The sequence below is a fragment of the Nonomuraea sp. KM90 genome (assembly GCF_052246675.1).
Lineage (GTDB): Bacteria > Actinomycetota > Actinomycetes > Streptosporangiales > Streptosporangiaceae > Nonomuraea.
In genome coordinates this window covers 59,966-82,929 of record NZ_JBQQCB010000044.1, presented here as the reverse complement: position 1 = coordinate 82,929, position 22,964 = coordinate 59,966, and the positions used below count along the sequence as shown (strand labels likewise).

At 73.4% G+C, this 22,964-nt stretch carries 21 protein-coding genes and 1 pseudogene; 13 read left to right on the top strand and 9 right to left on the bottom strand.

All coding sequences use genetic code 11. The features are described from left to right. The 8 genes and pseudogenes from ACTWPW_RS33600 to ACTWPW_RS33565 form a co-directional block, all read left to right on the top strand. Window positions 1–219: pseudogene (locus ACTWPW_RS33600) on the top strand (hypothetical protein); the annotation flags it as partial. Window positions 220–307: 88 nt separating this feature from the next. Beyond that, complete coding sequence (locus ACTWPW_RS33595) at window positions 308–670, top strand: Zn-ribbon domain-containing OB-fold protein (protein ID WP_375115727.1); 363 nt, start codon at window positions 308–310, stop codon at window positions 668–670. Further along, window positions 667–1,020, top strand: coding sequence for a VOC family protein (locus ACTWPW_RS33590; protein WP_443170959.1), 354 nt, complete (start codon window positions 667–669; stop codon window positions 1,018–1,020). Before ACTWPW_RS33595 ends, ACTWPW_RS33590 begins: the two co-directional genes overlap by 4 nt. Before the next feature lie 29 nt (window positions 1,021–1,049). Beyond that, a complete protein-coding gene (locus ACTWPW_RS33585; protein ID WP_443170958.1) occupies window positions 1,050–2,558 on the top strand; it encodes a class I adenylate-forming enzyme family protein in 1,509 nt (502 codons plus the stop codon). Continuing rightward, window positions 2,555–4,567, top strand: coding sequence for an acetate--CoA ligase family protein (locus tag ACTWPW_RS33580; protein WP_443170957.1), 2,013 nt, complete (start codon window positions 2,555–2,557; stop codon window positions 4,565–4,567). Before ACTWPW_RS33585 ends, ACTWPW_RS33580 begins: the two co-directional genes overlap by 4 nt. After that, the gene (locus tag ACTWPW_RS33575; protein ID WP_443170956.1) at window positions 4,554–5,303 is read left to right on the top strand and encodes a glucose 1-dehydrogenase; all 750 of its coding nucleotides are present in this window, start codon (window positions 4,554–4,556) and stop codon (window positions 5,301–5,303) included. Before ACTWPW_RS33580 ends, ACTWPW_RS33575 begins: the two co-directional genes overlap by 14 nt. A 261-nt stretch (window positions 5,304–5,564) precedes the next feature. Next, complete coding sequence (locus tag ACTWPW_RS33570; RefSeq protein WP_443170955.1) at window positions 5,565–7,367, top strand: CHAP domain-containing protein; 1,803 nt, start codon at window positions 5,565–5,567, stop codon at window positions 7,365–7,367. Between the two features lie 78 nt (window positions 7,368–7,445). Further along, window positions 7,446–8,135 (top strand): hypothetical protein, encoded by a 690-nt coding sequence (locus tag ACTWPW_RS33565; protein WP_443170954.1) that lies wholly within the window; start codon window positions 7,446–7,448, stop codon window positions 8,133–8,135. On the opposite strand, the gene ACTWPW_RS33560 is transcribed toward ACTWPW_RS33565, so the two are convergent. Genes ACTWPW_RS33560 through ACTWPW_RS33550 form a run of 3 tightly spaced genes read right to left on the bottom strand, consistent with a single transcriptional unit; the run spans window position 8,113 to window position 11,065 of the window. Beyond that, on the bottom strand, window positions 8,113–8,940 hold the full coding sequence (locus ACTWPW_RS33560) for a TIGR03619 family F420-dependent LLM class oxidoreductase (RefSeq protein ID WP_443170953.1): 828 nt from the start codon (window positions 8,938–8,940) through the stop codon (window positions 8,113–8,115). The two genes, ACTWPW_RS33565 and ACTWPW_RS33560, sit on opposite strands and share 23 nt — an antisense overlap. Next, on the bottom strand, window positions 8,937–9,971 hold the full coding sequence (locus tag ACTWPW_RS33555) for an acyl-CoA dehydrogenase family protein (RefSeq protein ID WP_443170952.1): 1,035 nt from the start codon (window positions 9,969–9,971) through the stop codon (window positions 8,937–8,939). Before ACTWPW_RS33555 ends, ACTWPW_RS33560 begins: the two co-directional genes overlap by 4 nt. Beyond that, window positions 9,968–11,065 (bottom strand): acyl-CoA dehydrogenase family protein, encoded by a 1,098-nt coding sequence (locus ACTWPW_RS33550; protein ID WP_443170951.1) that lies wholly within the window; start codon window positions 11,063–11,065, stop codon window positions 9,968–9,970. Before ACTWPW_RS33550 ends, ACTWPW_RS33555 begins: the two co-directional genes overlap by 4 nt. 67 nt (window positions 11,066–11,132) lie before the next feature. On the opposite strand from ACTWPW_RS33550, the gene ACTWPW_RS33545 reads away from it, so the two are divergent. Continuing rightward, window positions 11,133–12,182 (top strand): helix-turn-helix domain-containing protein, encoded by a 1,050-nt coding sequence (locus tag ACTWPW_RS33545; protein WP_443170950.1) that lies wholly within the window; start codon window positions 11,133–11,135, stop codon window positions 12,180–12,182. On the opposite strand, the gene ACTWPW_RS33540 is transcribed toward ACTWPW_RS33545, so the two are convergent. Continuing rightward, entirely contained in the window at window positions 12,160–13,122 is a 963-nt protein-coding gene (locus ACTWPW_RS33540) for an alpha/beta hydrolase (protein WP_443170949.1), read from the bottom strand. The two genes, ACTWPW_RS33545 and ACTWPW_RS33540, sit on opposite strands and share 23 nt — an antisense overlap. 95 nt (window positions 13,123–13,217) lie before the next feature. Beyond that, window positions 13,218–13,886, bottom strand: coding sequence for a type 1 glutamine amidotransferase domain-containing protein (locus ACTWPW_RS33535; protein ID WP_443170948.1), 669 nt, complete (start codon window positions 13,884–13,886; stop codon window positions 13,218–13,220). A gap of 72 nt (window positions 13,887–13,958) precedes the next feature. On the opposite strand from ACTWPW_RS33535, the gene ACTWPW_RS33530 reads away from it, so the two are divergent. Further along, complete coding sequence (locus tag ACTWPW_RS33530) at window positions 13,959–14,846, top strand: LysR family transcriptional regulator (RefSeq protein ID WP_443170947.1); 888 nt, start codon at window positions 13,959–13,961, stop codon at window positions 14,844–14,846. A 15-nt stretch (window positions 14,847–14,861) separates the two neighbouring features. Continuing rightward, window positions 14,862–15,581 (top strand): dienelactone hydrolase family protein, encoded by a 720-nt coding sequence (locus tag ACTWPW_RS33525; RefSeq protein WP_443170946.1) that lies wholly within the window; start codon window positions 14,862–14,864, stop codon window positions 15,579–15,581. A 19-nt stretch (window positions 15,582–15,600) separates the two neighbouring features. Here the strand turns inward: ACTWPW_RS33525 and ACTWPW_RS33520 are convergent, their stop codons facing one another. Genes ACTWPW_RS33520 through ACTWPW_RS33510 form a run of 3 tightly spaced genes read right to left on the bottom strand, consistent with a single transcriptional unit; the run spans window position 15,601 to window position 20,178 of the window. Further along, entirely contained in the window at window positions 15,601–16,341 is a 741-nt protein-coding gene (locus ACTWPW_RS33520) for an ABC transporter ATP-binding protein (protein ID WP_364132803.1), read from the bottom strand. Window position 16,342: 1 nt separating this feature from the next. Next, window positions 16,343–18,943, bottom strand: a complete 2,601-nt coding sequence (locus ACTWPW_RS33515) for an ABC transporter permease subunit (RefSeq protein WP_443170945.1) — start codon at window positions 18,941–18,943, stop codon at window positions 16,343–16,345. After that, window positions 18,940–20,178 (bottom strand): ABC transporter substrate-binding protein, encoded by a 1,239-nt coding sequence (locus ACTWPW_RS33510; protein WP_375115711.1) that lies wholly within the window; start codon window positions 20,176–20,178, stop codon window positions 18,940–18,942. Before ACTWPW_RS33510 ends, ACTWPW_RS33515 begins: the two co-directional genes overlap by 4 nt. A 145-nt stretch (window positions 20,179–20,323) precedes the next feature. Here ACTWPW_RS33510 and ACTWPW_RS33505 point away from each other — a divergent pair, with 145 nt between their 5' ends. Beyond that, complete coding sequence (locus ACTWPW_RS33505; RefSeq protein WP_375115710.1) at window positions 20,324–21,412, top strand: alcohol dehydrogenase catalytic domain-containing protein; 1,089 nt, start codon at window positions 20,324–20,326, stop codon at window positions 21,410–21,412. 31 nt (window positions 21,413–21,443) lie between these two features. Here the strand turns inward: ACTWPW_RS33505 and ACTWPW_RS33500 are convergent, their stop codons facing one another. Continuing rightward, complete coding sequence (locus tag ACTWPW_RS33500) at window positions 21,444–22,256, bottom strand: SGNH/GDSL hydrolase family protein (protein ID WP_443170944.1); 813 nt, start codon at window positions 22,254–22,256, stop codon at window positions 21,444–21,446. 104 nt (window positions 22,257–22,360) lie between these two features. On the opposite strand from ACTWPW_RS33500, the gene ACTWPW_RS33495 reads away from it, so the two are divergent. Beyond that, window positions 22,361–22,948: a TetR/AcrR family transcriptional regulator gene (locus ACTWPW_RS33495; protein ID WP_443170943.1), complete on the top strand. Its 588-nt coding sequence runs from the start codon at window positions 22,361–22,363 to the stop codon at window positions 22,946–22,948. Window positions 22,949–22,964 lie beyond the last annotated feature (16 nt).

Here is a 22,964-nt window from a genome sequence, read left to right as displayed (position 1 = left end):
GACCACACCGCCTCCGGCACCGACACCCCCGCCCCGCCCACCTCCGACGCCCCCGCCGCCCAGCCCTCGGACGCCCCCGTCGCCCAGCCCTCGCCCACCCCGTCCACGGCGCCCCTCCGCACGTCCGAGGAGCCTTCGCCCGACCTCCTCCCCGCCACGCCGGACCCGTCGGACCCGTCGGACCTGTCGGACCTGTGGGAACCGTCGGACCCGGAGTGAGCGCCACGTGGGGTGCGGCAGCAGGGGTCGGCGCACTGCGGCCAGGCGGGCCTTGTCGGGAAACCAAGCGTGCGCTAGCTTGGCAGCGATGAGCGGTGACACCTCTGCCTACTGGGCCGCCTGCGGGCGCGGCGAGCTGGTCATCCAGCGCTGCACCGCCTGCGACCGCCGCATCCACCTCCCCGAGGCCGCCTGCCCCTGGTGCGGTGGCGACCGGCTCGTGTTCGAGCCCGCCTCCGGCGAGGGCGTGGTGCACACCTACACCGTCGTGCACCGCTCGTTCGCCCCCGCCTACCGGGGCCGCGAACCCTACGTGATGGCCTGGGTGGACCTGCCGGAGGGCGTGCGGGCCTTCGGGCACGTGGTGGAGTGCGCCCCCGAGCAGGTGCGCGTCGGCCTCCCGGTACGCGTGACGTTCCTCGACGACCTTCCCCACTGGAGGCCCGCGTGAAGCTCGGCAACGTGCTGATCCCCGTCGCCGACCTGGACGAGGCGATCGCCTTCTACGGGTTGCCGGTGAAGTTCCGCGACGGCGACCGGTTCGCCGCGCTCGACGGCGGCGGGGTCACCGTCGCGCTGGCCGGGCCGGCCGAGCACGTCACCACCTCGGCCGCCCCGTCGTACAAGGTGGACGACGTCGGGCGGGCCGTGGGGGAGCTGACGGCGCGCGGCGCCGAGGTGGTGCGGGCGCCCGAGGCCGGGCCGCACGAGACGCGGGCCGTGCTGCGCGACCCCTCAGGGAACGTCTTCGTGCTGTACGCGTCCCTCCCAGCCCCTGCGAGCCCTCCCGAACCCCTCTGATCTGCCCCTCTGATGTGGAGGCACCCCCCATGGCACGATCACCCTACGGCAACTACGGCCACGCGATCCTGACCGCCGGAGCGCTGCGCACGCCCGACCGGGTGGCGCTGACGTACTGCGGCGAGCAGAGCTTCACCTACGACCAGCTCAACCGGAACGTCAACCGCCGCGCCAACGCCCTGCTCGCCGCCGGGATCACGCCGGGCAGGCGGGTGGCGGCGCTGCTCAACGAGACGTTGCGGGTGGCCGAGGTCTACCTGGCGCAGGCCAAGATCGGGGCGGTCACGGCGGCGCTGAACCCGTACTGGCCGGAGGAGACGCTGCGGGACGTGGTGGCGGCCTCCGGGTGCACGGCGTTCGTCCACGACGCGACCGTGGAGGCGGTGGTCGAGCGGATCAGGCCCAGCCTGCCGGAGGTGACCACGTGGATCGACGTGCGGGAGCTGGCCGAGGGGTCGGACGAGGAGCCGCCGCTCGCCGGGTTCCACGACGACCCGCTGGCGCTCTACTACACCTCGGGGACGACCGGGCTGCCCAAGGCGGTCACGCACACGCACGCGTCGTCGCTGGCCACGGCGCAGATCTGGCTGGACGTGCCGCGCGGGCCCGACTCCGTGTTCGGCACGGGCGCGATCATCTGGGGCATCGGCTTCCCGGCCATCGTGGGGCCCGCGCTGTACGCGGGGATGCGGCTGGTGCTGGAGCAGGACTGGGGGCCGGAGAACTTCCTGCGGGTCGTCCCCCGCGAACGGGTCACGCACGTGTCGCAGATCCCCTCGTTCTACGCGGCCCTGCTGGCCTCGGCCGCCCACGAGGGCGTGGACCTGTCCTCGATCCAGGTGATCATGCTGGGCGGCGAGCCGCTGACCGCGACCATGCTCGACCGGATCAAGGCCCGGCTGCCGCAGGCCGGGGTGTTCTCGTACTACGGGCAGACCGAGGCGCCGTACACGTGCATGGGGCGCGTGGACGACGGCTCCACCCCGCTGGGGTCCTCGGGGCGCGCCCGTACGGGGAACGCGGTGCGGATCACCGGCCCCCAGGGGAACCCGGTGATCGACGAGGTCGGCGAGATCAACCTGGCCGGGCCGCACCGGATGGCCGGGTACGACGGCCTGCCGGACAAGACGGCGGAGGTGCTGCGCGGCGACTGGTACGTGGGGGGCGACCTCGGGACGCTCTCCGCCGACGGCGTGCTGCGCGTCCTCGGCCGCAGGGAGGACTCGATCCTCAAGGGCGGCGTCTGGACCCAGCCGGTCGTGATCGAGGAGGCGGCCTCGGCGCTGGACGGGGTGGCCGAGGCGGGCGCGGTCGGGGTTCCCGAGGGAGCGGCGGAGCAGGAGGTGCTGCTGGCCGTCGTACCGCGCGCCGGGCACACCCTCGACGCCTCCAAGCTGGCGCTGGCCCTGGCCGACACCCTGCCCGCGCACCAGCGGCCGGACCGCATCGTGGTGACCGGCGAGCTGCCGCACTCGCAGGACGCCTCCGGCGGGCCCGGCAAGCTGCTGCGCAGGAAGATCCGCGAGCTGCACGGGTGAGCGCGTACGAGCACGAGGTCAAGGCGCTGCTCGCCGCCGCCGGGGTGCCGGTGCCGCGCGGGGTGGTGGTGCGCGACCTCGACTTCGGGGCGGCTCGGGAGCTGAACGAGCCGCTGGTGCTGAAGGCGTTCGGGCCCGGGCTGGTGCACAAGTCCGAGGCCGGGGCCGTGGCGCTGGGGCTGCGGTTCGCGGACCTGGAGGCGGCGGCGGCCGGGATGGAGGCGCGGCTGGAGCCCGCCGGGTTCCTGGTGGAGGAGCAGGCCGCGGCCGGGGTCGAGCTGATCGTGGGGCTGGTGCGCGACCCGGCGTTCGGGCCGGTGCTGCTCGCCGGGCTGGGCGGGGTGTGGACCGAGGCGCTGCGCGACACCGCGCTGCGGCTCTGCCCGATCGCGGAGGGGGACGCGCGGCGCATGCTGGCGTCCCTGCGCGGGGCCGGGCTGCTGGACGGCTGGCGCGGCGGGCCGCCGGTGGACGTGGACGCGGTGGTCAAGCTGCTCATGACGGTGGGCGGGCCGGGAGGGCTGTGGGAGCGGCTGGAGCTGGGCGAGTTCGAGCTGAACCCGGTGATCGCCGGCCCTGCCGGGGTGATCGCGGTCGATGCCCGCCACCTGCCGGGCGAGGCGTCCCCCGGCGAGCCCGTGACGCGCGCGACGGACTTCCTGCCGCTCTTCGAGCCCGGGGCCGTGGCCGTCGCCGGGGCCTCCACGTCCAGGCCGAACTTCGGGAACATGTTCCTCGGCTTCTACCGGGCCGCGGGCGTCCCGCTGGTGGCCGTGCACCCCACGGCGGCCGAGGTGGCGGGGGTGCCGGCCGTGCCGTCGCTGGCCGCGGCGGAGGTGGACTACGCCCTAGTCGCGGTGCCCGCCGAGCGGTGCGCCGAGGTGGTGCGGCAGGCGCGCGGGGTGCCGTTCGTGCAGGTGATGAGCGGCGGGTTCGGGGAGGCCGGGCGGCCGGAGCTTGAGGAGGAGCTCGTCGCGGCGGCGCGGGCGGCGGGGACGCGGCTGCTCGGGCCCAACTGCATGGGCGTGTACTCCCCCAAGGGCCGCCAGACGTTCGTGGGCGGCGGGATGGGACCCGCGGGCACGGTCGCGCTGATCTCCCAGAGCGGCGGGCTCGCCGGAGAGGTGATCAAGGTCGGGGAGCGGCGCGGGCTGGCGTTCAGCCGGGTCGTCACCGTCGGGAACGCGGCCGACGTCACCCCCGCTGAGCTGCTGCGCTGGCTCGCCCACGACTCCGAGACGCGGGCGGTCGGGCTGTACCTGGAGGATCCGCGGGACGGGCGCGAGCTGTACGCGGCGCTGCGGGACGCGGAGCTGCCCGTGGTGCTGCTGGTCGGCGGGCGCACCGGGCAGGGGCAGCGGGCGGCGGCCTCGCACACGGGCGGCATGGTGAGCGACCGGCGGATCTGGGAGGCGGTGGCCGAGCAGGCGGGGGCGGCGCTGGTGTCCACCCAGGACGACCTGATCGGGGTGCTGGCGTTCTTCCAGGCGCACGGCTCCCGCGTCACCTCGGGGGACGGGGTGCTGGTGGTGGGGCCGAGCGGGGGCGCGAGCGTGCTGGCGGCGGACGCGTTCGACCTGGCCGGGGTGCGGCTGGACGCGCTGCCCGGCGACCGCCTGGACGCGCTGCGCGGGCTCGGGGTGGTGGCGGCGGGCAACCCGCTCGAAGTGCCGGTGGGGCCGCTGGGCCGGGCCGGGCTCGTGGCCGAGGTGATCGACGCGCTCGCGGGGCCGTACCGGGACGTGGTGGCGCACGTGAACGTCCCGGCGTTCTTCACCTACGGGGACAGGACCGAACCCCTGTACGCCTACACCCGCGCCCTCGCCGGAGCCCAGGCCGCGCGGCCCGGGATCAGGGTCACCCTGGTCACCAGGAACGGCGAATGCGCGCCCCCGGGCGTCGAGGACGAGGTAAGGCGGATCGCGGCGGCGGCGGGGATCCCCGTCTACCGCACCATGGAGGCGGCCGCCGTGGCCGTCGCGGCAGGAGGGCGTCATGGGACTGCTTGACGGCAAGGTCGCGCTGATCAGCGGCGGGGCCCGGGGCATGGGGGCGGCGCACGTACGGCTGTTCCTGGAGGAGGGGGCCCGGGTCGTGTTCGGGGACGTGCTGGAGGAGGAGGGCAAGGCGCTGGCGGCGGAGACCGGGGCCACGTTCGTGCGGCACGACGTGACGAGCGTGGAGGAGTGGGAGCGTGCCGTCGCGACGGCCACGGAGGTGTACGGCAGGCTGGACGTGCTGGTCAACAACGCCGGGATCCTGCAATTTCGGCGGATAGCCGATATGTCGCCCGAGGAGTTCGACCGGGTGATCGGCGTCAACCTCAAGGGCACCTGGCTGGGGATCAAGTCGGCGATCGAGCCCATGAAGGCGGCCGGGCGCGGGGCCATCGTGAACATCTCCTCGATCGAGGGATACGTCGGCGCCGAGGGGCTGTCGGCGTACTCGGCCTCGAAGTTCGGGATCCGCGGCATCACCAAGTCGGCGGCGCGGGAGCTGGCCAGGTTCAAGATCCGGGTCAACTCGGTGCACCCTGGGGCGATCAACACCGCGATGGCCATGGACCCGGTGATGATGAACGAGGTCGACGGCGAGGCCTTCGTCAAGTCCATGGTCATCAAGCGCTTCGCCAAGCCCGTGGAGGTGTCGCACGTGGTGGCGTTCCTGGCCTCCGACCGGGCCAGCTACTGCACGGGCAGCGAGTTCACCGTGGACGGCGGGCTGCTGACGGGCGCAGGGTACTGAGACCTCACCTCAAGGTAGATCTTTTCTGGTTAAACCACCTAGGCATGGACATTTCTGGCAACATCCTTGACCTGCGGTTTCTATCCCTGGAGTGGCATGGGTCTCTCTTGGGACGTGCTTGACCTGGGGTTACGGCACGGTAACCTCACTCATCACGGAAGACGACAGGCCTCCGGTCTTGTCACACCAGTCCCTGGTTACCTCTTTACCTAGGGCTGCGTGGATAAACCGGTCTTGCGCGGAAGGTTTCCCCACGCTTCCATGACGCCAGAGATCCAGAAGTACATCGAGCTGCTCGAGAGTCAGGTCGGCTACGCCGAGAAGTCGGGCGCGTACACCAAGTTCGGCGACTGGTACGGCAAGAACGTCGAGTTCGACGCCGACTACAGCTCCGCACCGTGGTGCGACATGTATCTCTCCTGGGCCGCGCACAAGCTCGGCTACGAGGAGTGGATCGGGCAGTTCGCGTGGACGGTGGCGCACGCGGAGTGGTTCAAGGAGCAGGGGGCGTGGGGCAAGACGCCCAAGGTCGGCGCGTTCGTCTTCTACGACTGGAGCGGCTCGAACGACGTCGACAACATCGATCACGTCGGCGTCGTGACGAAGGTCGAGAACGGCCGGATCTTCACGATCGAGGGCAACATCGACGGCGGTGTCGCCAAGCGCAAGGAACGTGACACGAGCAAGGTCGTCGGCTACGGCTACCCGGAGCGGATCAAGTCCCGGCTGGACGAGGCGGCGGCGAAGCGGGCCGAGAAGGAGGCGGCCAAGGATGGCGATCAAGTTGGCACGCTCCAGCTTCCCGAGGAGTCGCTCAGCTCGCTGATCCCCAGGGGCGAGGCGGGGCGGGCCCAGACCCCGCTGGCCGGGGCCGACCGGCTCCAGTCGCAGACCCCCGGGCGGGAGGAGTCGGGTGCCCAGGGGCGTACCGAGGGCCAGACCCCGGAGGAGGCCCAGGGCCGTGCTCAGGAGCAGCCCAAGACCCAGGTCCAGCCGCAGCCCCAGCCCTCCGTCTCCGCCTCGGCGTCGGTGACGACCAGCCCGAGGACGGCGGCCTCCCCCTCGCCCAGCACGGTCAAGAAGGGCAAGCACGCCAAGCCGGCCACGGCGGACACCGAGGCGGCGACCGCCGAGCCCCTTCCGACGCACACCGACGCCTCCGCCACCGGCCCACTCCCGGCCGTCAGCGCCCCGACGCTGGTCGGCTCGGCCCTGGTGGCCGCCCTCGCGCTGCTCGCCGTGGCCAAGACCCGCCGCATGCGCCTGAGCCCGGTCGCCGCGGCGGGCAAGCCCGCCCGCCCGTCCCGCTCCAAGGCCGGCCGCCGCCGTCGCCGCCGGACGACCACCGTCCCGGTGACGGCCCCATTGACCGCCACAGTGACGGCTACAGCGACCGCCCCAGTGACGGCCCCAGTGACGGCCCCATTGACGGCCACGGTGACCGCCCCGATGACCGCCGCGGCCACGGCCGCCCAGCCCTCCCTCGTCAGCGCCGGGGCCGCCCGCCCCGCCACGCACCGGAAGCTGCCGCACGAGACCAGGCCGTTCGACCTGGCCACGGACGCCGTGCCGCGGCACCGCAGCACCCGCTCCCACGGCCAGGCAGCCGGCGGCAGCGGCCCGTTCACGCCCGCCTTCGACGACGACCCCTTCGAGCCGGACTTCGACCGGAGCCGGTTCGAGTTCACCGACGAGACCGGGCCGCTGGAGGTCGTCCTCGACACCGGCCCGCTGCAGCGGGTCGTCGACACCGGGCCGTTCGAGCGCATCGTCATCCCCGGGGCCACCAGCGCGTTCGACGCCTTCAGCCCGCCCAGGCGCAGGCGCGGGCACGAGGACGTCCTCGACTCCTCCGAGGCCGCCTACCGGGGTCGCCGGCGCCGCCGTGCCGCCGAGGAGCACGCCACGTTCTCGCCCGACCTGCCGCCTCGGGGCCGCCGGCACCGGCGTCCGGACCACGAGCCGCTCACGCACGACGTCCCGCTGAGAGGGCGCCGCCACCGCCGGTCGGATCACGAACTGGTCGGCGCGACGCGCGCCGGAAGAGGCCGGCACCGGGCCTGAAAAGGTATATCGGGAACTCCCTTTCCGCGGCCGTCGTTGAGCCGTCCAGCGATAGACGAATACGGAAAGTGAGGCCAATTGTCGCCGACCGCCTTACGCACTTCTTCCCTCGGCCTGGCATTGCTCCTGGTCACCGGATGCGCCGGACCGCCGGAGGAGTTCGTCCCGGAGGCCGTCTGGGAGGAGACCGACGAGGACGAAGGCACAGAGGTCGACCGAGCGGAGATCTGCGTAAGGAAGGCCACCCTGGTCAGGGCCGCGGACCAGCTCTGCGACGACAACAATCCTGGCCACGTTTGGTACTACGTCCCCCTGACCGCGAAAATACCCGCCGTCGGGAAGAAGGCGGGCTCCGGCACATTCGACGCCTCCGATCTGCCGTATCGGGTATCCGAAAAGGGCGGCACGGGAGAGGACATCGTCATTGCCGATGACGAAATGGACCGCATTGAAATCTGCGTGCGGAAACAGACCAGGATCCGGGTCAGGGACGGCCGCTGCGACGACGGTGACACCGGCTACGAGTGGTATTACTTCCCGCCCGACCGCCAGGTCCCCGCGGTGGGCAAGAAGGCGGTGAACGGCTCTTTCCACCGGTCCGACTACTCCGAGACGTTCCGGGCGCGGCCCTACGGCGGCAAGGGCCGCAAGGTCATGCTGGAACCCCCGGACGACGGTACGGGTGCCACGCCGCCGAGAACGACGACGAGGCCGCAGCAGTGCACCACGATCACGACGGGCAGGGTCACGACCCGCCGCTGCTCGTGACGCCGTAGTCGGCGGCGAAGGCGGCCAGCCGGGACACCGCGTCCCGGCTTCGCGTCCAGGGCCGTACGATGAGCCGCTCCACCCCGAGCGCCGCCCACGCGGCCACCTCGTCCGGCGAGGCCAGCGCATACGCGTGCGCCGTCACCGGCACGCCCGGCCCGAGCCGGTCGAGCTGCGGCTTGATCGACTCGATCGTGTGCGGCATGCTGATCCACCCGTCGCACAGCCGCGCCGCCCGGCGCAGGGCGGCGGCCGACTCCCCGCCCGCGAGCACGGGCAGCCGCCGCTGCACCGGCTTGGGTTCGAAGGCCACCTCGGAGAAGGAGTAGAACCGCCCGGAATGGGCGATCACGGGCTCGCTCCAGAGCCGCCTGACCACCTCGATCGCCTCGTCCAGCCGTGCTCCCCTGGTCTCGAACGGCACCCCGGCCACCTCCCACTCCCCCCGGTACCAGCCCGCCCCGACCCCGCAGATGGCGCGCCCCGACGAGACCACGTCCAGGGTGGCGAACGCGCGGGCGGACACGAACGGGTGGCGCAGGGCGAGGAGCTGGACCGCCGTGCCGAGCCGGACGCGCGTGGTGAACGCGGCCAGCCAGCACAGGTACGCGGGCGCGTCGAACAGCGGCGTCGTCGGCTTGATCCCCGGATCGGTGGTGCCCGGGTAGACGGCCAGGGACAGGTCGGTGGCGAAGACGAGGTGCTCGGGCAGCCACACCGACTCGAACCCGAGCTCGTCGGCCGCCACCGCCACGTCCTTCCAGGCGGCCGGGTGCAGCAGGCCGAGCGGGACGCCGAACTTCACGGGTACCTCCGCGGGGAGCCGCCGACGATCTCGGAACGCAGGTGCTCGCGGTGCGCGGCGGTGGTGCCGTACGCGGCCGACAGGGACCAGGCCCGCGCGAGCCAGAACCGCAGGTCCAGCTCCTCGGTGTAGCCGATGGCGCCGTGCACCTGCAGCGCCACCCGCGCCGCCAGCGTGGCGGCCTCCCCGGCGGCGGCCTTGGCGGCGCTCACGTCGCGCCCGGCGCTCGGCACCGCGCCGTCCACGGTCAGGGCCGCCCGGTGGACCAGCGGCGCCGCGAACTCCACCGCCACCGCCACGTCGGCGAGCTGGTGCTTGACCGCCTGGAACGACCCGATCGCCGCCCCGAACTGGGTACGGGCCCGCGCGTAGGAGACGGTCACCGCGAGCAGCTCCCTGGCGACCCCGACGAGCTGCGCGGCCGTCGCCACCGTGCCCCGCCACAGGGCGGCCTCGACGGAGACGGCCGGCGACCCGCCCAGCGGCCCACCCGGCGACCCGCCCAGCGGCCCACCCGGCGGCCCACCCAGCGGCCCGTCGAGCGGCTCCGACGTGTCGAAGGCCACCTCGAACAGCGGCCGGCACGGATCCACCCCGGCCCGGGCGGCCAGGCGCACGGACTCCCCGGCCACCAGCCGCGCCCCGCCGTCCCGCACCACCACGAGCAGGTCGGCCAGGTCGGCGTCCGCCGCGTACGCCTGCCCGGGCGGCAGCACGCCGACGCACACCGTGCCGGAGGCCAGCTTGGGAGCCCCGGGGAGCAGCGACGGCGCCACCACCGCCGTCTCGACGACCGGCCCGGGCAGGCACGCGCGCCCGGTCTCCTCCAGCGCGGGCAGGACGTCGGTCAGCCCGAGCCCCAGCCCGTCGGCCTCGGGAGGCAGCAGCAGCCCGAAGAAGCCGAGCGCGGCCAGCTGCTCCCAGGCCGGGCGGCGCTCGGAGCGCAGCGCGGCGGGCGGGCAGTGCGCCCGCAGCACGTCGCGCACGGTCGCGGCCAGGGCGAGCTGGTCGTCGGTGAATCCGAAGTTCATCGCGGCAGCCCCAGGACCCGTTCGGCGACGATGTTGCGCTGGATCTCGTTCGTGCCCGCGTAGATGGGCCCGGCCAGCGAGAACAGGAACCCGTCCAGCCACTCCTGCGCCCGGTCCCCGAGCAGTTCCAGGGCCAGGGCGTGCATGCGCAGGTCCAGCTCGGACCAGAAGATCTTCCCCATGCTGGCCGCGGACCCGATCTCCTCCCCCGCCATGATCCGGCGGGCCGTCCCGAACGTGTGCAGCCGGTACGCCTCCGCCTCCACCCAGCACCTGGCGGCCCGGTCGGCCAGGGCCGGGTCGGCGGCGTCGCGGGCCAGCGCGACGAGCCGGTCGGCGGTGGCCAGGAAACGTCCGGGGCTGCGCAGGGTCAGGCCGCGTTCGGAGGAGGTGGTGGCCATCGCGATGCGCCAGCCCTCGCCGGCCTGGCCGAGCACCATCGACTCGGGCACGTACACGCCGTCGAAGTGCAGCTCGGCGAAGCCGGGCAGCCCGTCGAGCTGCGCGATCGGCCGCACGCCGACGTCGGACAGGGGGAACAGGAAGTACGTCAGCCCCTTGTGCCGCGTCCCCGAGGTGCGGAAGAGGCCGAACCCGTGGGTGGCGTGGGCGGCGCGCGAGCTCCACGTCTTGTGGCCGGACAGCCGCCAGCCGCCCGGCACGGGCTCGGCGCGGGAGGTGAGGGCGGCCAGGTCGCTGCCGGCCTCCGGCTCCGACCACGCCTGCGCCCACACGTCGTCGCCCCTGGCCATCCTGGGCAGCCAGCGCTCGCGCTGCTCGGCCGTGCCGAACCGCATCAGGGACGGCGCCAGCAGGAAGATGCCGTTCTGGGTGACGCGGGCGGGGGCGCCGGCGGCCCAGTACTCCTCCTCGAAGATCAGCCATTCGATCAGGGAGGCGCCGCGCCCGCCGTACTCCTCGGGCCAGGAGACGACGGACAGCCGCGCGCCCGCCAGCTCGGCCTCCCAGACGCGGTGGGCGGCGAAGCCCTCGGGGGTGTCCATGGACGGGAGCGGGCCCGGCACGTGCGTCCTGAGCCAGTCGCGAACCTCGGCGCGGAAGTCCCGCTCGGCCGGGGAGAAGTCGAGATCCACGACAACCAACCTAGCGCACGCTTGGTAAGCTCGCCAGGCCGCCGCTCACCGACTTAGTCTGGTCACCGTGCAGGGACTGCTGCTGCGGCTCTCCACGCTCGACGCCGACGCGGAGAGCGCGGTGCGGGTCATCGCCTACTTCGACTCGCTGGTGCGCGACCACGTGAGCGTGCCGGTGCTGCTCGCCGCCACGGCGCGGCTGGCGCAGTGCCCGGTCGGCCTGCTCGACGCGGCCAGCGGCCGGCGCACGCGCACCTCGCCGGACGGCTCCGCCGACGCGCCCGCCGCCACGCCGGCCCGGGCCAGGGAGCTGAGCTCCGGGCTCGGGGCGGTCTGGATGGAGCGCGAGGGGCCCGCGCACGGGCTCGACGAGATCGTGCTCGAACGGTACGCCGCCGCGGCGGAGGTCACGCTGGAACGCGCCGCCGCGCTGACGCGTACGGGCCAGGACCCGGCGCTGGTGGAGCTGGCGCTGTCGGCCGAGACCGGCGAGGCCGAGCGCGCCCGCGCCCTGCGCCTGCTCGGTTTCGACCCTGCCACGCCGCTGCAGGCCCTGGCGATCGCGCTGCCGGACCGGGGGCTGGCGTCGGGCCTGCGCGCGATGGGCCACCACGTGCGCGAGGCCACCATCGGCGACACCCAGGCTGTCCTGGTGACCACCACCCTCCCACGAGAGGTGCCGGAGGGGGCCAGGGTCGGGATCGGCCCCGAGCTGCCGGGCATCCGGGCGGCCGAGTCGTGGGCGGGCGCGCGGGCCGCGCTGCGCTTCACCGGCCCCCACGACCTGGTGATGCGCTGGTCGGACCTGGGCGCGCTGGCGCTGTTCGCCGACCTGCCGGAGGCGGCGATCGCGGAGCTGGCCGACGTCCGGGCGATGGCGCGGCTCGGCGAGGAGTCGATGCTCGCGGTGCGGGCGCTGTGCCTGGCGGGCTCGATCCGCGGCGCGGCCGGAGCCGTGCACCTGCACCACAGCTCGCTGGCCGCGCGCATCGCCCGCGCCGAGTCGGTGCTCGGCTTCTCGCTGGCCGACCAGCCCGGGCGGATGCGCGCCCACCTGGCCCTGGCCCTGGTCCGCCTGCTCGCCAATCCGCAGGTCAGCGGCGGAACGCCCGCTTGAGCGCGGACATCCGGGCCTGCTGGGCCCGCCGGCTCAGCTCGGCGCCGGGGACCATGATGTCGAACCCGTGGAACGCCCCCGGATAGAGGTGGAACTCGGTCGAGACCCCCGCCTGCGCCAGCCGCCGGGCGTAGTCGAGGCACTCGTCCCTGAACACCTCCAGCTCCCCCACGTCCACGAACGCCGGCGGCAGCCCGGACAGGTCGGTGGCCCGGGCCGGGGCCGCGTACGGGGGGACGTCGTCGGTGCCGGCCCGGTCGCCGAGCAGCGCCGACCAGCCGAAGAGGTTGGCCGACCGGTCCCACACCACGGCCTCGGCGAACTCGTGGCTGGACGGCGTGGTGTTGCGGTCGTCCAGCATCGGGCAGACGAGGAGCTGGAAGGCCACCCCGGGGCCACCCCGGTCCCGGGCCAGCAGCACGGTCGCGGCGGCCAGCCCGCCGCCCGCGCTGGCGCCGCCCACGGCCAGCCGGTCCGGGTCGATGCCCAGCTCGGCGGCGTTCTTGGCGGTCCAGACCAGCCCGGCGTAGCAGTCTTCGACGGGCGCGGGATGCGGGTGCTCGGGCGCCAGCCGGTAGTCCACGGACACCGCGACGACGCCGAGCCGCTCGACGTAGTCGAGCATCGTGGCGTCGTCGATCTCCGGCACTCCGATGATCATGCCGCCGCCGTGGATCCAGTAGAGCCCCGGCCGGCCCTCACCCGGCTCCTCCGGCCGATAGATCCGCAGCCGGACGTCCGGCTCCCCCTCAGGACCCGGGACCATGCGGTTCTCGATCGACACCCGCGTGTCGGGGGCGGGCGCGGCGGCCATCATCGCGTTCATCTGCGCCCGCTGCCCGGCGAGGGTCTCGAACGACAGCGCCATGTCGGCCGCTGCGAAAGGGACCTGCTCCATCCCGGCGCGCAGCTCGGGATCGAGGTTGGGGTGCAATGCCATGGGGTTTCCCTTCCAGGGGAACGGTGGGGCTACTTCCTCGATGGTCGGGCCCGCGACCGTGGCGCACAACCGCCATCCGGCGGCGATTACCCGTCTCAGCCCCGCCGTTCGGCGAGCAGCCCGACCACCTGCTCGGCGAGGGGGGCGGCGCTGGCCGGGTTCTGGCCGGTGGCCAGGCGGCCGTCCACGACGACCCGGGCCTGCCAGTTCTCGCCCGGCTCGTGCTTCGCGCCGCGCGCCACCAGCGCGTCGGCCAGCAGGAACGGCACCACGTCCGCCACGCCACGCTGCTCCTCCTCCGCGTTGGTGAACGCCGCCACCCGCTTGCCCGCCACCAGGTACGAGCCGTCGGACAGCGTGAGGTTCACCAGGGCGGACGGGCCGTGGCAGACGGCCGCCACGACGCCGCCGCGCTCGTACACCTCCCGCCCGACGCGGATCACGTCGGCGTCATCGGGGAAGTCCCACATGGTGCCGTGGCCGCCGGCGTAGAGCACGGCGTCGTAGCGGGAGGGGTCGACGTCGGCCAGGCGGGCGGTGTCGCGCTGCTCGGGCGAGGCGAGGAAGGCCACCTGGGCGGGGTCCTCGGGGTCGTACCCGTCCTGGGGCGGCTCGCCGCCGCGGACGCTGGCGACCTCGACCTCGAACCCGGCCGCGCGGAAGATCTCCCAGGGGTGGGCGGCCTCGGGCACGTAGTATCCGGTCTTCTCCACGCCGCCGAGATCGTCGTGGCTGGTCAGAGCGATGAGAATGCGCTTGGTCATGCCCCCAGCATCGCCCCGGCCCGCTATCAGCGACAAATCACAGAACCCGCCCCGAGGCATCAGAATACTGATATGTCGCCTCTCTCGCTGGACCTGCTGCGGACCTTCCTCGCGGTGCACAGGACCGGCTCCATCACGGCCGCCGCGCAGACGCTCGGCCTGTCGCAGCCGGCCGTGACCGCGCAGGTCAAGACGCTGGAATCGGTGCTGGACCGGCCGCTGTTCGACCGGCTGCCGCGCGGCGTGGCGCCCACGCCCGCCGCCGACGAGCTGGCCCGGCGGGTGTCGCCCGGGCTCGACTCGCTGGATGAGGTGGTCGAGTCCGAGCTGCCCTCCGACGAGGCCGTCCATCTGGGCGGGCCGGCCGAGTTCCTGTGCGAGGAGGTGATGCCGATGCTCGCCCCGCTCGTACGCGACGGGCTGCGGCTGCGCTTCACCCTCGGCCTGTCCGACGACCTGCTGGCCGGCCTCGCGGCGGGGCGGCTGGACCTGGTGCTGTCCACGGTCCGGCCCCGGCTGCGCGGGGTGCGGGCGGACGCGGTCTACGACGAGGAGTTCGTCCTGGTCGCCTCGCCCGAGGTCGCCCGGTCGGTGTCCGGGGCCGGGCCGCGGGAGCTGGCCGGCGTGCCCCTGGTGGCCTACGCCGAGGACCTGCCGATCGTGCGCCGCTACTGGCGTGGCGTGTTCGGCCGCCGTCCCACGATGGCGGCCCAGGTCGTCATCCCCGATCTGCGGGGCGTGCTGAGCGCGGTCCGGGCCGGGGTCGGGGTGTCGGTGCTGCCCGCGTACCTGTGCCGGCGCGACCTGGCCGCCGGCGCGCTGGTCAAGCTGGCGGAGCCGCCGGAGGCGCCGATCAACACCGGCTATCTCGCCGTCCGCTCCGGCGCGCAGGCCAGACCTGCCGTGGCGGAGGTGCGGTCCCATCTCATCCGGTCGTTGCGGGCTGCGCCACCGTATTAGGGGCATGCTGATCGCATGTGCCATTCCACCGACAGCAGGCCGCCCGCCCCGCCCGTCCAGGGCGAGGTGGCCGCGCACGAGCAGATAGAGCTGACCGCCGCCGACGGCAACCGCCTGATGGCCTACCGGGCCGAGCCCGCCGAGCCGAACGGGCGGAGCATGGTGATCCTGCCCGACGTACGCGGGTTGCACCCGTTCTACCGGGACCTGGCCGTGCGGTTCGCGGAGGCGGGGTTCCGTACGATCGCGATCGACTACTTCGGCCGCACCGCCGGGCCGGGCGACCGGGGCGACGACTTCGACTTCATGACGCACGTCAACCAGCTCGCCAACGACCACGTCAGGGCGGACGCGAAGGCGGCCACCGAGGCGCTGGACGGGCCGGTGTTCACGGTGGGCTTCTGCATGGGCGGCGCCCAGTCGTGGCGGCAGGCCGCCGAGGGCAACGGCCTGGCGGGCGGCATCGGCTTCTACGGCGCCCTGCGCTTCATCGACGCGCCCACCACGGGTCCTGGGGCGCCGCTGCTGCTGCTCCGGGGCGGGGCGGACAAGGTGTCCACGCCGGAGGAGTTCGACGCGTACGAGGCCGCGCTCGACCGGGTGGGCACCGAGCACGAGACCCACGTCTACGAGGGCGCCCCGCACTCGTTCTTCGACCGCTCCTACGCCGAGTGGGCCGGCGCCTGCCAGGACGCCTGGCGCCGCATCCTGTCGTTCACCGAGCGGCACTCATGACGTTCGCCGAGCGGCGCTCCTAACCGAGGTAGGCGGCCCTGACGACCGGGTCCTCGCGGATCTCCCCGGGCGCCCCGGCGGCGATCACCTTGCCGAGGTCCAGCACGACGATCCGGTCGCAGGTGTCCATGACGAAGCCCATGTCGTGCTCGACCAGCAGCACGGTCGTGTCCAGGGCCCTGACGACCTCGCCCAGGCGGGCCGTCTGGCCGGTGTCCAGCCCGGAGGTGGGCTCGTCGAGCAGCAGCAGGCGGGGCCGGTCGGCCACGGCCCTGGCCAGCTCGACCAGGCGGCGCTGGCCGACGGGGAGCGCGGCGGCGTACGCGTCGCGCAGCTCGGTGAGCCCGCACAGCTCCAGCACCTCGGCCACGCGCTCGCGCCGCTCGCGCTCCAGCCGCCGCCGGGCCGGCCAGCCGACCAGGTCGGCGGCCAGCCCGCCACCGCCGCCGTGCCAGTCGAGCGCGGCCAGCACGTTGGCGGCCACGGTGAGCCGGCCGAAGACCTGGGTGCGCTGGAACGTGCGGCGCAACCCGGCCCTGGCCCGCCTGACCGGGGACAGGCCGGTCAGGTCCCGGCCGGCCACGCGCACGCGGCCCTCGCTCGGCCTGCGCAGGCCCGACACGACGTCGAACAGCGTGGTCTTGCCGGCCCCGTTCGGCCCGATCACGCCGCAGACCAGGCCCTCGCCGACCTCGAACGACACCTTGTCCAGGGCTCTGACCCCGCCGAAGGCCACCGACACGCTCTCCACGGCCAGCACGTCACTTCACCCCCAGGTAGGCGGCGGTCAGCCGCTCGCTGTCCACCTCGGCGCGGGGACCGGCCCAGGTGACCCGGCCCAGCCGCATGAACGCCACCCGGTCGGCGATCGCCAGCGCCTCCGTGGCCTTCTCCTCGACCAGCAGCAGCGCGACCCCGCGCTCGCGCAGCTCGGCGAAGACCTCGAACACCTGCCGCACCACCATCGGCGCCAGCCCGAGCGACGGCTCGTCGGCGATCAGCACGCGGGGCGGGCGCACGAGGGCGGGCGCGAGCGTGAGGAGCTGCTGCTCGCCGCCGGACAGGGCGCCGGCCAGGACGGTACGGCGCTCGGCGAGCTGGGGCAGGCGCTCGAAGACGGGCTCCGGGTCGGGCAGCCAGGTCCGCAGGTTCTCCTCCACCGTGAGGCCGGGGAAGACGCCCCTGCCCTCGGGCGCGAGCAGGATGCCGGCGCGGGCCCTGCGGTGGGCGGGCCAGGCGGTAATGTCCTCGCCGTCCAGCAGGATCCGGCCGCCGGTCACCGGCAGGTCCCCGGCGGCGGCCGCGCAGGTGGTGGACTTGCCCGCGCCGTTCGCGCCGAGCAGCGCGACCACCTCGCCGGGGCGTACGGCCAGGTCCACGCCGCGCAGCACCGTGCAGTCCTCGTACCCGGCGACCACGCCCTGCATCACGAACAGCGCCTCCTCGCGCTCGGCCGGCGCCTCCGGGACGACCCGCACGTCCGCGGGCCGCCGGCGATGGCGCAGCTCGGCGAGCTGGGTGAGCACCCCGTCGGGGTGCTTGGCCAGGATCATCCCGCCGAGCCCGAACAGGATCGCGCCCACGTGCGCGGACACGTCCCAGGTGGCCAGCAGCTCGGGCACGGCGACGGCGATGAGCCCGCCCAGCACGGCCCCGCCGATGCGCCGCACGCCCTGCAGCACCACCACGGCCAGCCACACGAACCCGGAGAACGCGGGCAGGTCGGTGGCGGTGATCGAGCCCTTGGAGATGGCGAACAGCACCCCGCCGAGCCCCGCGATCGCCGACGCCAGCACGAACAGCATGATCTTGGTACGCGGCGCAGACAGCCCCGACGTCGTGGCCGCGGCCGGGGCCGACCGCACGGCCAGGATCGCCCGCCCGGACGCCGACCTCTCCAGGTTCCGCACCAGCAGGGCCACCCCTCCGATCAGCAGGAGCAGCACGACCACCCGCACCCGGGGGTCGGAGGTGTCGGCGAAGCCGAACCCGAGCGCGGGCAGCGACCACCCGATCGTCCCGTTGCTGAACGCGTCCACCTGGAACAGCACCTGGTCGGCCAGCAGCGCCATGGCCAGCGTGGCCAGCGTCAGCACCCGCCCGCCCAGCCGCAGCGCGGGCAGCGCCACCAGCATCCCCACCGCCGCGGCGGCCAGCACGCCCAGCAGGATCGCCGCGAAGAACGGCAGCCCCGACGAGAACGCCCACCCGCAGGTCAGCGCCGCCATCGAGGCGAAGGCGGCCTGCGCCAGGTTCACCATGCCGCCGATCCCGGTCACGACCACGAACGAGCAGAAGATCAGCGCCAGCACGAGCCCCTGCGCCGCGACGCCCACGTAGTATTCGGACCCCGCGAAGGCGAACGCCACCAGCGCGGCCACCCCCAGCGCCCACGGCAGGCGCCGCCGCCACGGCGGCAGCCCGGCCAGGTGGTCGGGCGGCGGCGCGTCCTCCGCCGCGCTGCCGGCGACCCGGTCACGCGACCGGTTCAGCAGCACGAGCCCGGCGAACAGCAGGATCACCGGCACGGCCGTGCGCAGCCCGGTCACCTCTTCGAGGAAGTCGGTGTAGCCGGCCACCAGGTTCTGGACCACGCCGAGCGCCAGCCCGGCCGCGAACGTCCAGGGGATCGAGCGCAGCCGCCCGAACACCGCCGCCGTGGCCGAGGCGAACAGCAGCACCGTGTACGCGGTCGCGTCCAGCCCCAGCACCGACACCGCCAGCACCCCGGCCAGGCCGGCCAGCCCGGAGCCGAGCATCCAGGCCAGCGCCGAGGTGGCGTCCGCGTCGATGCCCCGGAGCGTGGCCAGGCGCCGGCGGTCCACGGAGGCGCGCATGCGCAGCCCGTAACGCGAATGCCGCATGAACGCCCACAACCCGGCCGCCGTCACCGCCGAGAAGCCGAACGTGATGAGCTGGTCGCTGTCCAGGCGCACCCCGAGCACCTCGAACGCCTGCGCCGGGTGCGGCCCGACGCCGCGCGGCAGCGATGTCGCGTCCGCCGGCGGCAGCCCGGCCAGATCCACCACCAGCAGGCCGAGCGCGGGCAGCGCGATCGTGAGCCCGATGGTGGCCACGATCTGCGCGGTCTCCCCCGCCTGGGCGAGCCCGCGGAACATCGCCCTGTGCAGGACGTAGCCGAGCGCGGGCGCGAACAACGCCACCGACACCAGGGCCGACAGCCACGCGGGCAGGCCGGCCGCCTGGTTGAGCTCGTAGAACAGCAGGGCGGTCAGGAAGCCGACGGCGCCGTGGGCGAAGTTGAACACCCCGGTGGCCGCGTACGAGAGCGTCAGGCCCGATCCCATGATCGCGAAGATGGCGCCGGTGACCAGGCCGCTGAGGATGTAGTTCAGGATCATTTGAGCGGCACGTTGTCGAAGCACTTCATGCTCTTGGCCACCTGGAAGGCGCCGCCCTCCAGCTTGACCAGGGCGCCGCAGCCGTTCGGCTCGCTGTGGTCCTTGGGATACTGGATCTTCCCGAAGCCGGCGTTCTCGTACAGGTACGAGCCGTTGCCCGTGGCCAGGAACTTCTCCCTGGTCAGGTCCTTGCCGGTCTTGTTCAGCATGTCGAGGAAGATGTCGGCGGCCCAGTAGCCGATGGCCAGATGCTGGGTGAGGACGGTGCCGGGGGCGACCTTCTCGACGTCCTGCCTGAGCCGGGCGATCTCGGGGGCGGTGGACTCGAAGGGCTCGAACATGGGCGCCGCGATCACGCCCTCCAGGGCCTGGGCGCTGGCCGGGTCCTTGAGGATGGCGGCGTCGTAGCTGGTGGCGTCCGTCAGCACGCCTTTGTAGCCGGCCCGCTTGAGAGCCGCGTACAGGCCGACGTTGAACTTGGTGCCGGCGATCACGGAGACCACGACGTCCGGGGGCGCGCCGCCGTCCGAGGTCATGATCTTGTTGACGTACGGGAGCCAGTCCGGGGGTGGGGCGGCGGCCGGGAGGCCGGAGTTCACGCCGGCCAGCTCGAAGCCGGCGGCGGTGAACGACTGGGAGATGGTGGTGCCGCCGTACTTGCTGCCGCTGGAGTCGGAGGTCTGCACGTAGACGCTCTTGCCCTCGGCGCCGCCGAGCAGGTCGGCCATCTGCCGGCCCCACCACGTCTGCGAGCCGGCCCCCTGCTTCGGCGCGAGGCACCCGTTGTACCCGAATCCGGTCTTCGTCCCGCACCACTGCGGCCCCGTCGCCCAGCCGAACCACGGGACGCCCTGCTGCTCCAGGAAGGCGGCGCCGCCGAAGTTGGGGGCGTGCACGGGGACGAGGGCGAACACCTGGTCCTTCTGCACGAGCTTCTTGGCCGCCGCGTCGCCCTTGGCCGCGTCCTGGCCGTCGTCCTCGGCACCGAGGAACTCGATCTTCCGCCCGTGCACGCCGCCCTCGGCGTTGGCCCGCTCGAACCTGGCCTTGGCGCCGAGCTCGGCGTCCTTGGTGGAGTATCCGCTGGCACTGGTCTTGGTCAGCACGCCGCCGACCTTGATCGTCGTGTCGGTCACACCCGCCGCGCCGCCCTGCGCGGTCGTACCCTGCTGCTGGGCCGCGCATCCGGCGGCGAGCAACGCGACCACGACCGCCATCGATCTACCCCGCACCATGACGGCCTCCCGTGCATTTGGCCTAGCGCTCGCTTGGTTTTGTGTCATGAGCGTAAATTCGCCCGGGAGGGCCGTCAACGGGCGCGGTCACATGTTCCCGAGCAACCGCTTGCTCGTGATCGCCCGCCCGGCTAGCGTGTGGCGCATGCTGATGCGCGCGGCCGTGCTGACCGCATTCCACGCCCCCATGGAGATCCGTGAGGTCGAGATCGCGGATCCGGGCCCCGGCGAGGTCCGCGTGCAGATCAAGGCGTCGGGCGTGTGCGGCTCCGACCTCAAGGCCATCGACGGCAAGAGCCCCGTGGTGAGCAGGCTGCCGTTCATCCTCGGACACGAGAGCGCGGGAGTGGTGGAGAGCGTCGGTACGGGCGTCACCACCGTCAAACCCGGCGACCACGTCATCATCGCCATGAACGGCCCCTGCGGCCGCTGCCGCCCGTGCGGCGCGGGCCGCTTCCACCTGTGCTCGGGCCCCGCCCGCCTGCCCACGATCATGGGCGGCCTGCCGAGGATCACCCTGGACGGCGAGGAGACCCGCCGCTTCATCGGCATCGGCTCGTTCGCCGAGTACGCCGTGGTGGCCGAGCTCATGTGCGTGAAGATCGCGAAGTCCGCCCCCTTCGACGCGATGAGCCTCCTGGCCTGCGGCGTCGTCACCGGCATCGGCGCCGTCCTGAACGTCGCCCAGGTCCCGCCCGGCGCCTCCGTGCTCGTCGTGGGCTGCGGCGGCGTGGGACTCAACGTCATCCAGGGCGCGGTGCTGGCGGGCGCGACCACCATCATCGCCGCCGACGTGGCCGACCAGAAGCTCAAGCTGGCCGAACGTTTCGGCGCCACCCACACCCTGCGGGCCACCGACCTGCCGAAGCAGGTGGGCGAGCTGGCCAGGGGCGGGGTCGACTACGCCTTCGACGCGACGGGGGCCCCCGGCGTCCTGGCCCAGACCTTCGCCTCGACCCAGCCCGGCGGCACCACCGTCATGGTCGGCAGCCCGCCCCAGGGCCACCCGATGAGCCTGGACACGGGCCTGCTGTTCGCCTCCCGCCGCCTGATGGGCACCCAGGGCGGGGACGCCGCCCCCCACCGCGACCTCCCGATGCTGGCCGCCCAGTACCTGGCCGGCCGCCTCGACCTCAACGGCCTGATCTCGGAACGCCTCCCCCTGGCCCAGATCGACGAAGCCGTCACCCACGTCCGCCAGGGCACCGTCGCCCGCACGGTCATCACGTTCTGAAAGGCTGCCCGCCTTCCGCCCATCCCCGGCGTCAACCGGCAAGCCACCCACCGACGAGATCCGCCACCAGCGCCCCGCCCCGATCGCTCAGGTGGACATGGTCGACCAGCAGCGCCCGCCCACCCGCACGGGCGATCTCATCCCAGCTGCGCCCCAGCAGGTAGTGCTGAGCCGCGACAGCCAGAGCGAGCGGAAAGCTGAAGTCGTAGGGCATCCGGCCTTCTGTCAGCCGCAACTCCTCGACCACCCGCTCGTACAAGGGCAGGTAGCCGGCCCGCGCCCGAGCGGCGACCTCCCGGATCACGGCGTTGTAGGCGCCGAGCCGGCCGTTGATCTCACTGCCCAGATCCTCACCGAGCGGCGGCAGGGACACCAGCGCGACCCGGGCGCCCGTGCGAGCCCTGACCCGATCGACGATCGCGTCGAGGTTGGCGCGATACTCCTCCAGCGGAACCCCGTTGCGAACGTCGTTGGTGCCGATGAGGATCGTCACCGCCGCCGGCCGGCAGGCCACGATGTCGCCGTCGACACGCTGCCGCAGATCGGCCGTCGTGTTGCCGTTGACCCCCGCGTTCACGAACTCGTGACCGCGGAATTCGGCCCGCTCCCGCAACGCGCCGACCCAGTTCGCGCCGAGCGCCCCCTGCGTCATGCTCGCCCCGGCGGCCACCACCCGGGGGCGCGTCCCGGCCCCACCCGCACACGCCTCGGCCGGCGGGTTGTCGGCCGGGCGCAGGAAGGTGAGGTAGCCGACTGCGCCGGTGAGACCGAGCACCGTGGCCAGCACAGTGGCCAGCAGCGCGCACAGGCCGATGATGATCCGCCTCTTCATGGTCCGCTTCACCTAGACTCCTTGGTTAGTAAACGCTCGCTAACGCTCACGACAAGAAGGCTAGTGAGCGTTTACTAACCACATCAAGCGCCACCCCGGCAAAGGAAGGGACGAAGATGGGCAACACCAGGGATCTGATCATCGACGCGGCCGCCCAAGTGATGGCCGAACGTGGCCTGGCCCACGTGACCACCCGTCAGATCGCGCAGGCCGCCGGGTTCACCGAGGCGGCCCTCTACAAGCACTTCACCAACAAGGCCGACCTGCTCGTGGCGGTGATGCGGGAACGCTCACCCGGCTTCGCGTCGCTGGCGCAGGCGCTGAACGGCAGGGCGGGCACGGGGACGCTGGCGGCCAACCTCACCGCCGTGGCGCGGGCCGCGATCAGCTTCTACGGCGAGGGCTTCCCGATGCTCGCCTCCATGTTCGCCGACCCGGCCACCCTCACCGCGCACAAGGAGGAGCTCCGGCAGCAGGGCGCCGGCCCGCACAAGGCCAACGAGTTCGTCGCCGCGTACCTGCGCGCCGAGCAGGACCTCGGCCGGATACGCCCGGAAGCCGACGTCACCGCCGCCGCCGGCCTGCTGCTCGGCGCCTGCTTCCAGTACGCCTTCCTGGGACACATGGCGCCGCCCGCCGGCCGCGACGACGAGGCGGCCGCGGCTGGCTTCGCCCGCACCATCCTCCAACAGCTCGCCTCATGAAGCCCGAAGTAGCGCG

Excerpts from the sequence above, each read along its gene's own strand:
- ACTWPW_RS33570 (WP_443170955.1), top strand. The coding sequence starts at position 5,565 with ATGACGCCAGAGATCCAGAAGTACATCGAGCTGCTCGAGAGTCAGGTC.
- ACTWPW_RS33495 (WP_443170943.1), top strand. The coding sequence starts at position 22,361 with ATGGGCAACACCAGGGATCTGATCATCGACGCGGCCGCCCAAGTGATG.
- ACTWPW_RS33525 (WP_443170946.1), top strand. The coding sequence starts at position 14,862 with ATGTGCCATTCCACCGACAGCAGGCCGCCCGCCCCGCCCGTCCAGGGC.
- ACTWPW_RS33585 (WP_443170958.1), top strand. The coding sequence starts at position 1,050 with ATGGCACGATCACCCTACGGCAACTACGGCCACGCGATCCTGACCGCC.
- ACTWPW_RS33575 (WP_443170956.1), top strand. The coding sequence starts at position 4,554 with ATGGGACTGCTTGACGGCAAGGTCGCGCTGATCAGCGGCGGGGCCCGG.
- ACTWPW_RS33510 (WP_375115711.1), bottom strand. The coding sequence starts at position 20,178 with ATGGTGCGGGGTAGATCGATGGCGGTCGTGGTCGCGTTGCTCGCCGCC.
- ACTWPW_RS33595 (WP_375115727.1), top strand. The coding sequence starts at position 308 with ATGAGCGGTGACACCTCTGCCTACTGGGCCGCCTGCGGGCGCGGCGAG.
- ACTWPW_RS33530 (WP_443170947.1), top strand. The coding sequence starts at position 13,959 with ATGTCGCCTCTCTCGCTGGACCTGCTGCGGACCTTCCTCGCGGTGCAC.
- ACTWPW_RS33555 (WP_443170952.1), bottom strand. The coding sequence starts at position 9,971 with ATGAACTTCGGATTCACCGACGACCAGCTCGCCCTGGCCGCGACCGTG.
- ACTWPW_RS33505 (WP_375115710.1), top strand. The coding sequence starts at position 20,324 with ATGCTGATGCGCGCGGCCGTGCTGACCGCATTCCACGCCCCCATGGAG.
- ACTWPW_RS33540 (WP_443170949.1), bottom strand. The coding sequence starts at position 13,122 with ATGGCATTGCACCCCAACCTCGATCCCGAGCTGCGCGCCGGGATGGAG.
- ACTWPW_RS33535 (WP_443170948.1), bottom strand. The coding sequence starts at position 13,886 with ATGACCAAGCGCATTCTCATCGCTCTGACCAGCCACGACGATCTCGGC.
- ACTWPW_RS33515 (WP_443170945.1), bottom strand. The coding sequence starts at position 18,943 with ATGATCCTGAACTACATCCTCAGCGGCCTGGTCACCGGCGCCATCTTC.